Source organism: Ralstonia mannitolilytica (genome assembly GCF_000954135.1).
Classification (GTDB): domain Bacteria; phylum Pseudomonadota; class Gammaproteobacteria; order Burkholderiales; family Burkholderiaceae; genus Ralstonia; species Ralstonia mannitolilytica.
This window is the reverse complement of the sequence record NZ_CP010799.1, coordinates 2,116,987-2,129,892: the sequence shown is the minus strand read 5'-3', so window position 1 is coordinate 2,129,892 and position 12,906 is coordinate 2,116,987. Positions and strand designations below refer to the sequence as shown.

Annotated in this window: 13 protein-coding genes; 2 read left to right on the top strand and 11 right to left on the bottom strand. The window is 65.8% G+C overall.

The genetic code is table 11. The annotated features are described in order from the left end of the window. Nucleotides 1-99: 99 nt before the first annotated feature. Nucleotides 100-963 carry an endonuclease/exonuclease/phosphatase family protein gene (locus TK49_RS10145; RefSeq protein ID WP_045786575.1) on the top strand — a complete coding sequence of 288 codons (864 nt, stop codon included), beginning with the start codon at nt 100-102 and terminating at the stop codon, nt 961-963. Nucleotides 964-982: 19 nt separating this feature from the next. Here the strand turns inward: TK49_RS10145 and rpoS are convergent, their stop codons facing one another. The 4 genes from rpoS to surE are packed head-to-tail and all read right to left on the bottom strand — an operon-like array spanning nt 983 to nt 4,675. Continuing rightward, nucleotides 983-2,116 carry an RNA polymerase sigma factor RpoS gene (gene rpoS, locus TK49_RS10140; RefSeq protein ID WP_045786574.1) on the bottom strand — a complete coding sequence of 378 codons (1,134 nt, stop codon included), beginning with the start codon at nt 2,114-2,116 and terminating at the stop codon, nt 983-985. A gap of 8 nt (nt 2,117-2,124) precedes the next feature. Next, the gene (locus tag TK49_RS10135) at nt 2,125-2,952 is read right to left on the bottom strand and encodes a peptidoglycan DD-metalloendopeptidase family protein (RefSeq protein WP_045786573.1); all 828 of its coding nucleotides are present in this window, start codon (nt 2,950-2,952) and stop codon (nt 2,125-2,127) included. Nucleotide 2,953: 1 nt separating this feature from the next. Next, nucleotides 2,954-3,904, bottom strand: coding sequence for a protein-L-isoaspartate(D-aspartate) O-methyltransferase (locus tag TK49_RS10130; protein WP_045786572.1), 951 nt, complete (start codon nt 3,902-3,904; stop codon nt 2,954-2,956). 15 nt (nt 3,905-3,919) lie between these two features. Beyond that, nucleotides 3,920-4,675, bottom strand: a complete 756-nt coding sequence (surE, locus tag TK49_RS10125) for a 5'/3'-nucleotidase SurE (RefSeq protein ID WP_045786571.1) — start codon at nt 4,673-4,675, stop codon at nt 3,920-3,922. A gap of 207 nt (nt 4,676-4,882) precedes the next feature. Here surE and TK49_RS10120 point away from each other — a divergent pair, with 207 nt between their 5' ends. Next, nucleotides 4,883-5,857: an NADPH:quinone oxidoreductase family protein gene (locus TK49_RS10120; RefSeq protein ID WP_045786570.1), complete on the top strand. Its 975-nt coding sequence runs from the start codon at nt 4,883-4,885 to the stop codon at nt 5,855-5,857. Between the two features lie 78 nt (nt 5,858-5,935). Here TK49_RS10120 and TK49_RS10115 read toward each other — a convergent pair whose 3' ends face one another. The 7 genes from TK49_RS10115 to TK49_RS10085 form a co-directional block, all read right to left on the bottom strand. Then, nucleotides 5,936-7,042, bottom strand: coding sequence for an alkene reductase (locus TK49_RS10115; RefSeq protein WP_045786569.1), 1,107 nt, complete (start codon nt 7,040-7,042; stop codon nt 5,936-5,938). A 91-nt stretch (nt 7,043-7,133) separates the two neighbouring features. Further along, nucleotides 7,134-7,763, bottom strand: coding sequence for a TetR/AcrR family transcriptional regulator (locus tag TK49_RS10110; RefSeq protein ID WP_045786568.1), 630 nt, complete (start codon nt 7,761-7,763; stop codon nt 7,134-7,136). 78 nt (nt 7,764-7,841) lie between these two features. Further along, nucleotides 7,842-8,633: an ABC transporter permease gene (locus tag TK49_RS10105; protein ID WP_045786567.1), complete on the bottom strand. Its 792-nt coding sequence runs from the start codon at nt 8,631-8,633 to the stop codon at nt 7,842-7,844. A 23-nt stretch (nt 8,634-8,656) separates the two neighbouring features. Further along, entirely contained in the window at nt 8,657-9,469 is an 813-nt protein-coding gene (locus TK49_RS10100; protein WP_045786566.1) for an ABC transporter ATP-binding protein, read from the bottom strand. A gap of 64 nt (nt 9,470-9,533) precedes the next feature. Next, nucleotides 9,534-10,583, bottom strand: a complete 1,050-nt coding sequence (locus TK49_RS10095; RefSeq protein WP_045786565.1) for an ABC transporter substrate-binding protein — start codon at nt 10,581-10,583, stop codon at nt 9,534-9,536. An 89-nt stretch (nt 10,584-10,672) separates the two neighbouring features. After that, complete coding sequence (locus tag TK49_RS10090) at nt 10,673-11,881, bottom strand: CaiB/BaiF CoA transferase family protein (protein WP_045786564.1); 1,209 nt, start codon at nt 11,879-11,881, stop codon at nt 10,673-10,675. 24 nt (nt 11,882-11,905) lie between these two features. Continuing rightward, nucleotides 11,906-12,820, bottom strand: coding sequence for a LysR substrate-binding domain-containing protein (locus TK49_RS10085; protein ID WP_045786563.1), 915 nt, complete (start codon nt 12,818-12,820; stop codon nt 11,906-11,908). Between the last annotated feature and the right edge of the window lie 86 nt (nt 12,821-12,906).

Here is a 12,906-nt window from a genome sequence, read left to right as displayed (position 1 = left end):
TCAGGAGACGAAGGCGTGACGTTGGGTGCAGCTTGAGACACGGGCGAGCCTGGGCGGATAAAAGGACAAGGGCGGCATTGTAAGACACCGGAGGACACCATGAGCACCGTCATCCTGACGTGGAACATCCAGTGGGGCCGCGGCGTGGACAGGCATGTCGATCTTGCGCGCCAGTTGGACGAGGCTCACCGCATGAGCCGCTTTGACGTCCTATGCCTGCAGGAACTGACATCCGGGTTCACCGCCCTGCCCGGCCAGCCGGGTCCGGATCAATGGGGCGAGCTCACGGATGCGTTGGGCAGGGAGTACAGCGTCATCGGCGGCTTCGCCCTGGAGCGGCACGACGGCCAGCACGTGCAACGCTTCGGCAACGCGATCGCTTCCCGCCTGCCTGTGCTCCACGTCGTCCGGCACGCGCTGCCTTGCCCGCCCGACGCTACGCCGTTCATGCCCCGCATGGCCATCGAGACGATCCTGCTAGCACCTTTCGGTCCGTTGCGCATCGTGACTACGCACCTGGAGTACTACTCCGAGCTTCAGCGCCTGGCACAGGTTGATGCGTTGCGCGCCGTTCACGCCGAGGGCTGCGCGCGCGCAAGCGAGGCGCAGCAGCTCGGCCCCGAGTCGGCCATCGGCCCGTTCCGCCCGCTGGCACAAACCATGTCGACCGTCATCTGCGGCGATTTCAACTGCAAACCGGATTCCACCCCCAAGCGGCTCGCCACCGTGCCGCTCACACAAGCGCCAGCGTTGCATGACGCCTGGGAAATTGCCCATGGCGCGACACCGCAACCGCCCACCTTCGGCGTCTACGATCGCACCGGCTGGACGGAACCGGCCTACGCATGCGATTTCATGCTGATCAGCGACCCGCTGAAGGCGCGCGTGCTGCGCGTTGAGGTCAATAGCGCCACACAGGCATCAGACCACCAGCCGATGCTGCTGGAGCTGCGAAACGATTGAGGGAGAGAGAGAGGCGGTCTTACAGCACCGCGTCCTTGCGCACGCCCTGCGAGGCGAAGTGGCGCTTGAGCTTGACCAGCGCTTCTTGCTGGATCTGGCGCACGCGTTCGCGGGTCAGCCCCATTTCAGCGGCGAGCTCTTCCAGCGTGGCGGGCTCGATATGGTTCAGGCCGAAGCGGCGCTCCACCACATAGCGATGCTTGTCAGAGAGGCGAGCCAGCCACGACTTCATCAGCTGCGACAACTCGCGATGCGCGACTTCCTGGTCCGGCGACGCGCCGTGTTCGTCCGACAGAAAGTCGAGCAGGCTGGTGCCAGGATCGAGGTCAAACGGCGTATCCAGCGAAGTCGTGTGCTCGTTGAGGGACAGCACATCCTGGACTTCTTCCGTCGTCTTGCCGAGCAGGTGGGCGATATCTTCAAGGCTCGCGTCGCGGCCGTCGATCCCGCCCTTCTCAAGATGGCGCTTGGCGCGCAGCACCTGGTTGAGTTCGCGGATCACGTGCACCGGCAAGCGGACGGTGCGCGCCTGGTTCATGATCGCGCGCTCGATGCTCTGGCGGATCCACCATGTCGCGTAGGTCGAAAAGCGGAAACCGCGTTCCGGATCGAACTTCTCGATGGCATGCATCAAGCCGAGGTTGCCCTCTTCGATCAGGTCGAGAAGCGGAACGCCGCGGTTCAGATAACCCTTTGCAATGCTCACGACCAAGCGCAGATTGCGCTCGATCATGACCTGGCGGGCGGTGAACTCGCCAGCCTTGGCCAGCGTCGAGAAATGCAGTTCCTCGGCCGGCGTCAGCAGCGGCTTGATGCTGATGCGATTCAGGTAGTGCTGGACCGTATCAGCAGCCAGCTCTGCCTGCAGCACCTTGCGGAAATCCTCTTCCGGCGCCGCCTCCTCGGCTTCGCCAGACTCTTCCTCGTCTTCCTCGGGCTCGTCGATGCTGTCGGACACATCGGCAAGGTCGGCCGATTCAGCGCCAGGCGCCTCGTCGACCAGCGTCTCGGCGACTTCAATGTCTTCCGTCGGAGGTTGCGCCGCACCGCGAGCACGCCGCCCCCCGCGCCCGTTACGGGTGCTTTGGCCCTCTACAGCATCGACGTTTTCATCGACGGGGGTGGCGGGCGTGGCGGCTTTCTGGCGCGGCATGCATTCCTCTATTGAGGCGGAAGGAAACGCATCGGATCGACCGGCTTGCCGTTGCGGCGCACTTCAAAGTGAAGTTTCACGCGGTCCGCATCGGTACTGCCCATTTCAGCGATCTTCTGCCCTTTCTTGACCGTGGATTGCTCGGTGACCAGAACCTTGTCGTTGTTGCCGTAGGCGGTCAGGAACGTGTCGTTGTGTTTGATGATGACAAGATTCCCGTACCCACGCAAGGGTCCAACGTGGATCACTTTTCCGTCGCCGGCAGCGAGCACCGGATCACCCCGCTTGCCGCCGATGTCGATGCCCTTGTTGGCCTTGTCGTCGAAGCGGTTGACGAGCGAACCGTGCGCCGGCCATACCAATGCGATGGGGCTGTCGCTTGCCCCGGCAGCAGGCGGGCTCGACGTGGCCGGCGGTGGCGTGACCGGGCCCGAGTCGCTCGGTTGCGTGGTCGTGGTACCCGGGCGGACCGGCGTGACCACGGCGCCCGTGCTGCTCACGTCGGCATTGGGCGGCACCACGCGAATCAGCTGATCGACCTCGATCTGGTTGGGATTCGCGATGTTGTTCCATGCGACAAGATCGCGCGGGGCCTGGCCATTGCGCAGGGCGATGCTGTACAGCGTGTCGCCGCGTTTGACGCGGTAGTAGCCGGGAGGCGGCGGCTCCTGCGATGCGGCGCCGCTGGTGCCGGCACGCGAAGTGCGGTCGAGGACAGGGGCTTGATTGCCGGAGGATGCGCAAGCCGCCAGCAGTGCGGCCGACACCATCGCCACAGCGAGCCGGCCGGCGCGTGCGGGGCTTGGACGGTTCATGGAGCTCCGGGAAGTGAACATGCTAAACAGTTCCTGATTTTAACGGGACAAAGAAAACGCCTTCAAGCGCGGTACTGTGAAACTGGAAGCGGCTGCGGCGCTCGATGAGTATGAGTTGCTGCGCGGGGCCGCCATTGCGCTCAGTTGCCACCGGCGCGATCAGGCGGCCGCCGACAGCGAGCTGGTCGAGCAGCGCCTGCGGCACCTCCAACCCCGCCGCGGCCAGGATGATGGCGTCAAACGGCGCGGCCTTCGGCAGCCCCAGCATGCCGTCGCCGTAATGCAGACGGATGTTTGGCACACGGAGTGGTCGCAAGTTCGCTTTGGCTCTTTCGTGCAGCGGTCGGACGCGTTCGATCGAGTAGACCTCGTCGGCCAGTTGCGCGAGCACCGCGGCCTGATAACCGCAGCCGGTTCCGACTTCGAGCACCCGTGCCAGCGGTGCGCCGTCGCGCCGGGGCCGCTCGCGCACCAGCAGCTCAATCATCCGGCCGACCACCGAAGGCTTCGAGATCGTTTGCTGATGCCCGATCGGCAAGGCGGAATCCTCATACGCCTGAGACGCCAGACCGGCATCGACGAACAGGTGCCGGGGCACCGTGCCGATGGCGGCAAGCACGCGTGCGTCGGTCACGCCGCCGGCACGAACGCGGCCGACCAGCGCCTGCCGCGCGCGATCCGACGCCATCCCCCCCGCCGCTGCATTCGCGGCTTGAGTGCGCGCCTGCACCGCACTGGCGGCGACCGCACCGACCACCGCATCCACGCCCGCCACGCGTTGGGGCGCAGGCGACGGTGCCTGCGGCGCCCGCTCGGCCGACACCGCACGTGCCGGCGCCGGTCGCGATCCGGCATTCGACATGGCGCTCACGCCGGAGGAGATCCGCGTCTCGCGCTGACGGCCCGCAGGCTTGCGTTCGACGACGGCGTCGAGCGTCAACGGAAAGCGCCGATCACGCGGGCGTTCAGACATGGGGCTCCGTCTCTCTCAGGGCGTCTGCCAGCGGCGCACGCTGCGCAGCTGCGCCGTATCGGTCAGATCGAGCTGCAGCGGCGTCAACGAAACGAACCCGTGGGCAACGGCATGGAAATCGGTGCCTTCGCTGGCATCCTTGGCGTCGCCGGCGGCGCCCACCCAGTAAATGGGCTCACCGCGCGGGTTGGCTTGCCGGATCACCGGCTGCGACTGGTGCCGCTTGCCCAGGCGCGTCGCGCGCCAGCCTGCCAGCTCGCCGTACGGTACGTTGGGAATGTTGACATTGAGCAGGACCGATCCCTCCAGCGGGTCGGAGAGATATCGCTCGACGACTTCACGCGCGACGCGCTCGGCGGCATCGAGATGTGTCCATCCCTTGTCGACCTGCGAAAACGCGATCGACGGGATGCCAAACAGATAACCCTCGATGGCGGCCGCGACGGTGCCGGAGTACAGCACGTCTTCGCCCATGTTCTGGCCCTGGTTGATGCCGGACACCACCAGGTCGGGCTTCTCTTCGATCATGCCGGTGAGCGCGATGTGCACGCAGTCCGTCGGCGTGCCGTTGACGAAGCGGAAGCCCTTCTGCGCGCCTTCGGTCGCTTCAAACACCGAGAGCGGCCGCTGCAGCGTGAGCGAGTTGGATGCGCCGCTATGGTTCTGTTCCGGCGCCACCACGGTCACGCGGCCCAGCGGACGAAGCGCGCGGGCGAGCGCCGCGAGACCAGGCGCGAGGTAACCGTCGTCATTGGCAATGAGAATATGCATGGCGCGGATTGTAACCGAGCGGCGTGCGTGGTTCGCGCTCCGGGAACGTTGTACACATCCGCAAAAATGCATCTGCACGCCGAGTCGGCAGGCGCCCCGATCAAATCGAACGATCGTGCTTTTATTCGGTTACACTGCCAGACGGAATCGCGTGCGATGCATGCGAGATGGCGAACAATCCAACGCAAGACTGTCGAGGAGACACTCATGAAAGCCGTCGTCTGCAAGACCTGGGGCCCGCCCGAATCGCTGGTCATTGAAACCCTGCCCGATCTCACGCCGGGCGCCGGAGAGGTCGTCATCGATGTGAAGGCCGCGGGAGTGAATTTTCCCGACGTGCTGATCATCCAGAACAAGTACCAGTTCAAGCCCGAACTGCCCTTCACGCCGGGCTCTGAGGTCGCGGGCGTGGTGCATTCGGTGGGCGAAGGCGTGTCGCATGTGAAGGCCGGCGACCATGTGATCGCCTTCCTGGGCCAGGGCGCGTTTGCTTCGCAGGTGAAGGCGTCGGCCAAGGTCGTCATGCCGATGCCGCCCGGCATGGCGTTCGACACCGCTGCCGCCTTCACCCTGACCTATGGCACGTCGCACCACGCCGTGGTGGACCGCGGGCAGTTGAAGGCCGGCGAAACGATGCTGGTGCTGGGCGCCGCCGGCGGCGTCGGACTGGCCGCCATCGAGATCGGCAAGGCCATCGGCGCACGCGTGATCGCCGCGGCATCGAGCGACGAAAAGCTCGCCGTGTGCAAAGAGCACGGCGCCGATGAACTCATCAACTATTCGACAGAAGACCTGCGCGAGCGCATCAAGGCACTGACCGACGGCAAGGGCCCCGACGTGATCTACGACCCGGTCGGCGGCATCTATGCGGAGCCGGCGTTCCGCTCCATCGCCTGGCGCGGCCGCTATCTCGTGGTCGGCTTTGCGAACGGCGAGATTCCGAAGATGCCGCTGAACCTGGCGTTGCTCAAGGGCGCATCGCTGGTGGGCGTGTTCTGGGGTGAATTCGCGCGCCGCGAGCCGAAGGCGAATCTGGCCAACATGACGCAGATGCTCGGGTGGATGGGCGAAGGCAAGATCCGCCCGCACATCTCGGCGCGCTACCCGCTGGAGCAGACCACGCAGGCGCTGCTCGACATGGCGGCGCGCAAGGTGACGGGCAAGGTCGTGATCCAACCCTGAGCGTTCGCACCGCAGACGGAACAAGAGCCGCGCTGGGTTCGTTGCCCAGCGCGGTTTTGTCTTTGCGGCGATACCGGATCAGGCGGCGGCTTCCAGCGTGGGGTAATCGGTGTAGCCCTTTTCCCGACCGCCGTAGAAGGTCGAGCGGTCCGGCTTGTTGAGCTCCGCACCGGCGCGGAAGCGTGCGACCAGATCGGGGTTGGCGATGAACGGCCGGCCAAATGCCACCGCATCGGCCAGGCCGGAAGCGATCATCTGCTCGCCCTCTTGCGCGGTGTAGTTGCCGCAAACGATGAGCGTGCCCTTGAACGCATCGCGCAACTGGCGACGGAAGTCGGTGGACAGCTCGGGGCCGCCTGCCCAGTCGGGCTCGGCGATGTGCAGATAAGCGATGCCGCGCTTGGTAAGTTCGCGCGCGAGATACAGGGCGCTGGCCTCGGCTTGCGCATCGGCGATGTCATGCGCGACAAAGTGCGGCGACAGGCGAATGCCCACGCGATCGGCGCCGATTTCCGCGATGGCGGTGTCGACCACTTCGAGGATCAGCCGCGCGCGGTTCTCGAGTGAGCCGCCGTACTGATCGGTGCGCTGGTTGCTGTTGGTCGACAGGAACTGGTGAAGCAGGTAGCCGTTGGCGGCATGGATTTCGACGAAATCGAAACCCACGCGCCGCGCGCGCAGCACAGCCTGACGGTACTGGGCAATGATGCCCGGGATCTCTTCCGTGGCCAGGGCGCGGGGCTCGCTGGTCTGCACGTTGGCGGCTGTGCCGTCGGGCTGCACAACGAAGCTCTGAGCGCCTTTGGCGACAATGGCCGACGGCGCGACCGGCGCCTGCCCGTTCTCCTGCAGCAGCGTGTGCGAAATGCGGCCCACGTGCCAAAGCTGCTGCGAAATGCGGCCGCCCTTGGCGTGCACGGCGTCCACCACCGCCTTCCAGCCGGCTTCCTGCGCGTCGGTGTACATGCCGGGCGTCCAGGCATAGCCCTGGCCCTGGCGGGAAATCTGCGTCGCTTCCGTTACGATGAGGCCGGCCGTGGCGCGCTGCGCGTAGTACGTCACGTTCAACTCGGTGGGCACATCGCCAGGCTGGCCTGCGCGGGACCGCGTGAGCGGCGCCATCACGACGCGATTGGCCAGGGTCGTGCGACCGACCTGGATGGGGGACAGCAATTGTTGAGGCATCTCGGCTCCTACAAAAAGGACAGCAGGGTTTGACTATTCGACCGGTCATCTAGAACCGGACGTTTAAAAAAGCGAGGAACGTGCCTCGCGATCAATGCGTCGGGGGCGCCAGCAGTGCTTCGGTCTGCGCCAGGCAACTCCTGAAGGGGGACGTGGACCGGTGAGCCTTTGCCTGAAGCGCGCCGCCCATCCACATGCCGTACAGGCTCTCGGCCAGTGCATGCGCATCGGCCACGGGCGGGAGCGAGCCATCGGCCACACCGGCGCAGATGACCGCCTCGATCCGCGCGACCATGCGCTTCATGCCCGCGGAGAGCACCTTGCGCATCGGCTCCGACAGATCCGACACCTCACCGGAAAGCTTGACGGCCAGGCAGGTGAGTTCACACGCACTGCGCTCGTGCAAGTCGATCCAGGCGGTGAAGTAGCGCAGGAGGCGTTCGCGTGCAGTCAGCCGCGTGTCGTTGAAGAGGCTGACGACACCCGCGTCGTAATCCTGGAAGTAACGCTCGAGCATCGCCGCGCCAAAGTCTTCCTTCGACGCGAAGTAGTAATAGAACGAGCCCTTGGGCACCTGGGCACGCCCGAGGATCTCCGCCAGCCCGACCGCCGAGAACCCGCGGCCGAGGATCAGCTCGGCGCCGGCGGCCAGAATGCGGTCGCGCGTGTCGTGCCGGGCTTCGGCGCCTTCTGCGGTGGCGGGTCCAGGGTGCTTGCTCATGATGGGTTGGATTATAGTAGACCGACCGTCTAGCTGCATGACCCTGCTTTCTGCAGGGTCGATGGGATGTGCGGACGGTCAGAGTTTTTCGGTCTCGCCCGTCTTCGGCTGCCAGCGCATCAGGCGTTTTTCCACCAGGCCCACCAGCCAGTCGAGCACGAGCGCAAATACGGTCAGCACGACGATGCCCGCAAATACGGTGTTGATGTCGAACGTGCCCTCGGCCTGAAGAATGAGATAGCCCACGCCGCGCGCCGAGCCGAGGTACTCGCCCACCACCGCACCCACAAACGCGAGGCCCACCGACGTATGCAGGGACGAGAACACCCAGCTCGTGGCACTCGGCAGATAGACGAAACGCAGCAGCTGCCGCTGCGACGCTCCGAGCATGCGTGCGTTGGCCAGCACCACCGGGCTCACCTCCTTCACGCCCTGGTAGACGTTGAAGAAGACGATGAAGAACACCAGCGTCACCGCCAGCGCCACCTTTGACCAGATGCCCAAGCCGAACCACACGCCAAAGATCGGCGCCAGGATCACGCGCGGCATCGAATTGGCAGCCTTGATGTACGGGTCCAGCACGGCAGACGCCGCCGGGCTCAGCGCCAGCCAGAGCCCTGCGCCGAGGCCTGTCGCCGTGCCGATGGCGAAGGCCAGCACCGTCTCGGCCAGCGTCACGCCGAGGTGCAGGTAGATATCGCCCTCGGTCACGAACCACGCCCAGATGCGCTGAGCCACGATGATCGGCTCGCCAAAGAAGAACGCGACCTGTTGCGAACGCGTAGCGAAATGCCAGACAGCCAGCGTGGCGACCAGCAGGCCAAGCTGCCACGCACGCAGCGAGAAAGAGGAAAGCGGACGATTTGCCATGAGTACGATCGATCGGATTCGGTTCACGCCACGCGGCGATGCTGCGCGTAGCCCTTGAGCACTTCTTCACGCAGCACATCCCAGATGCGCGCGTGCAGGTCGACAAAACCCGCCTGGTCGCGAATCTCTGCCACGTCGCGCGGGCGCGGCAGATCGATCACGAATTCGCCAATCGGATGCGTACCAGGCCCTGCGGCCAGCACGACGACGCGGTCGCTCATCGCAATCGCCTCGTCCAGATCGTGCGTGATGAACAGCACCGCCTTGCGCTTGGCGGCCCAGAGGTCCAGCACCTCGTTCTCCATCAATTGGCGCGTCTGGATGTCGAGCGCGGAGAACGGCTCGTCCATGAGGATGATGTCGGGGTCGAGTACGAGCGTCTGCGCCAGGCTCACGCGCTTGCGCATGCCCCCCGACAGTTGATGCGGATAACGGTCTTCAAACCCGCCCAGGCCGACGCGTGCCAGCCATGACATCGCCAGATCGCGTGCTTCCTTGTCCGGGGTGCCGCGAAATTCCAGCCCCGCCAGCACGTTGTCGAGCGCGCTGCGCCAAGGCATCAGGGCTTCGGACTGGAACATGTAGCCCGCGCTGCGGTTGATACCGACCAGCGGCTCGCCAAACACGCGCACCTGCCCGGACGACGGCTGCAGCAGCCCCGCCGCGAGATTCAGCAACGTGGATTTGCCGCAACCGGTGGGCCCGACGACGGAGACGAACTCGCCGGCCTGCACATCGAGCGTGGTGTCCTTGACGGCGGTGTAGCGCTGGCCCGGTTCGTCGGGTGAGATGAAGGTGCAGGTGATCCGATCGAACGAAAGCGCTGGATGGGACATGATGTGTGGTCCAAAAACAATGCGCCCGGCAGAAACCGGGCGCGTTGCCGAAAGCCTGTGAGGCTTACTTGTACTTGGCGTTGGCCTTCTGCACGAAGGCGTTGGTGAAGGTCTGGTCAAGTTTGATCGCCTTGCCCTTCACCTCTGCATCGAATTCGGACAACGTGCGCAGCGCCGTCGCGGGGCCGTCGGCAGGCATCGTGCCGTCGGGCGAGATGGCCTCGCGCACCTTGTCCCACGCTGCCAGATACAGCGCGCGGTCACCCAGCAGGTACGACTCCGGTACGGTCTTGACGATGTCCGACGGGCCCGCCTTCTGCAGCCACTTGAGCGCCCGCACCATGGCGTTGGTCAGCGCCTGCGTGGTGTTGGGGTTTTTCTGGATGAACGCGGTGGACGCATACAGGCAGCCTGCCGGCATGTTGCCGCCGAACACCGCCTTGGTGTCCGCCAGCGTGCGGGTATCGGACACCACGCGCACCTCGTTCTTCTGCGTGAGCATCGACATGACCGGGTCCAGGTTCGCCAGCGCGTCGATCTGGCCGGCGCGCACGGCGGCGATGGCGCCGTTGCTTGCCCCCACGCCGATGATCGACACCTCGTTCGGCTTGATGCCGGCGCGCGCCAGCACGTAATTCACCATGATGTTGGTCGACGAGCCCGGTGCCGTCACGCCGATCTTCTTGCCCTTCAGGTCACCAATCGACTTGTAGTTGGGCATCGTCTTGTTGTTGACCGCCAGCACGATCTGCGGGGCGCGACCCTGCAGCACGAATTCCTGGTACGCCTGGCCCTTGGCCTGCAGCACCAGCGTGTGCTCATACGCGCCGCTCACCACATCGGCGCTGCCGCCAACCACCGCCTGCAACGCCTTCGCGCCGCCGGCAAAGTCGACGATCTCCACGTCCAGGCCTTCATCCTTGAAGTAGCCGAGGCGTTCGGCGATCGTCAGCGGCAGGTAGTAGAACAACGCCTTGCCGCCCACCGCGATGGTGACCTTGCTCCTTTCAGGCTTGCCCTGCGCCAGGACGGCGGGGCTGGCTGCCAGCAGGCTCGCTGCGCACCACGCCGCGCCAATCCACTTCGCCCAACGGCCGATGCCTCGTGTCCCCATGCTCGTCTCCTGTTCTGCGGCGTTCACTGCCCTGGCGGCGATATTACCGTAATGGCTTGCAACCCAATATGCGGGATCGTCCTAGCTGTTTAACCGTTCGCCTCAGCCACGATGCCTTGCGAGACCAGCGCGTCGATCTGCGCGTCGGTCAGGCCGTGGCCGCGCAGCACGTCGCGCGTGTGCTGGCCCAGGCGCGGAGCGCTGGCCTGCACGACCCCTGGCGTCGCCGAGAGCTTCGGGACGACCCCAGGCATTTCGACGTCGATGCCGGACTGCGTGCGCACAGTCTCGATCACGCCACGTGCGCGGTAATGCGGGTCGGCGGCAATGTCGGCGACGGTGTAGATCGGGCCACTCGGCACCTCGGCCTCATGCAGCGCGGCGAGGACGTCGCCGATGGCCAATGTGGCCGTCCAGGCGTTGATGGCGGCATCGATCTCCTCGGCGCGCGCGGCACGGCCGTCGTTGCGGGCAAGGGAAGGATCGTCAGCGAGATCAGGCCGCCCCATCTTGAGCATCAGGCGGCGGAAGATGTTGTCGCCATTGGCGGCGATCAGCACGTACTCCCCGCCGGCACAGCGATACGCGTTGGACGGCGCAATGCCCGGCAGCGCGCCGCCTGCGGGCTGGCGGATGGCGCCGAAGACCGAATACTCGGGCAGCAGGCTCTCGGTCAGATTGAAGACCGACTCGTACAGGGCCACGTCGATCATCTGCCCCTTGCCGCCGCGCGCGTCACGCTCGTACAGGGCCAGCAGCACCCCCAGCGCACCATGCAGGCCGGCGATCGTGTCGCCCAATGACAGGCCGGCACGTGAGGGCGGGCGGCCCGGCTCGCCGGTCAGGTAGCGCAGGCCTGCCATGGCCTCGGCAATCGCGGCAAACCCGGGCTCGTCGCGCTTCGGTCCGGTCTGGCCGTAGCCCGACACGCGCAGCATGATGAGCTTCGGGTTGATGGCGGACAGCGCTTCGTACGACAGCCCCCACTTCTCCATCGTGCCGGGGCGGAAGTTCTCGATGAGCACGTCGGCCTCTGCGGCGAGCTTGCGCACCACGTCCTGCCCCTGCGGCACGCGCAGGTCCACGCAGACGGACTGCTTGTTGCGCGACTGCGCTTCCCACCAGACCGAGGTGCCCTCATGCAGCATCCGCCATTTTCGCAGCGGATCGCCCTGCCCCGGCGGCTCGATCTTGATGACCTGCGCGCCAAAATCGGCGAGCGTCTTGGCGGCGAACGGCCCGGCGATGAGTTGCCCGAGTTCCAGCACGCGGATGTTCTGCAAAACCTGAGTCGACATGGATCGGTATGGAAAGCGTTGAATTCAGAGCGCAGCAGGGTTGCCGAGCAGATGCGTCATCAGAAGACGCGCGGAACTGGTCAGCGCATCGGGGTCGCGCACGCCCACGAGCAGACGGCGATGCGCCCATTCGTCCTGCAGCGGCACCAGCGCGAGGCCCGCGCCCGGCAGGCTCGACACATGCCCCTGCGCGGCAATGCGCGGCAGCACGCCCACGCCCAGCCCGGAGGCGACCATGCGGCAGACGGCCTCAAAGCTGCGCACCTGGATGCGCAGGCGCAGCGGCTTGCCCATGCGCTGGCTTTCCTCCAGCAATTGCGCCGCGAGCGACGTGCCGGGCGGCAGGCTGACGAAATCGAAGTCCACCGCATCGGCAAAATGCACGTGCTTGCGGCCGGCCAGCGGATGGTTGCGCGGCGTCACGAGGGCGAGGTCGTCCTCGCGGTAGTCGAACCATTGCAGCCCCTCGCATGGCGTGCCGGCCGCGAAGATGCCAAGGTCTGCGCGGTTCTCGCGCAGCGCCGCGACGATATCGCCGCTGTCCTGCTCCTCCAGCGCGATGCGAATGGCGGGGTTGGCCAGCATGAAGGCAGCCAGGTCGTCGGCCAGGAACTGCGTGATCGAGGAGGTATTGGCCCACACGCGCACCAGCCCGCGCGTGCCAGCCGCAAAGTCCGACAGCGCGCCCGCCATGCGCTCGACGTCCTGGAGGATGCCCACGGCATGGCGGAAGCACGCCTGGCCGGCCTCGGTCAGCTCCACGCCCGCTGCGTGGCGATACAGCAGCGGCGCGCCCACGGCCGCTTCGAGGTCGGAAATCCGCTTGCTGGCCGCCGCTACCGCCAGATGCGACTGCCGTGCGCCGGCCGAGATACTGCCCAGCCGAGCCACCGCCACAAACAGGCCGAGGGTGACGAGATCAAAGCGGGCGAGGTTCATCGTGGGAGCTGGAGGTGGAAAAGATGCAACATCAGACGTCAGATCGCGGCACGTTCCATGCTGTTTCATGCGGCCGTCACCCGCCC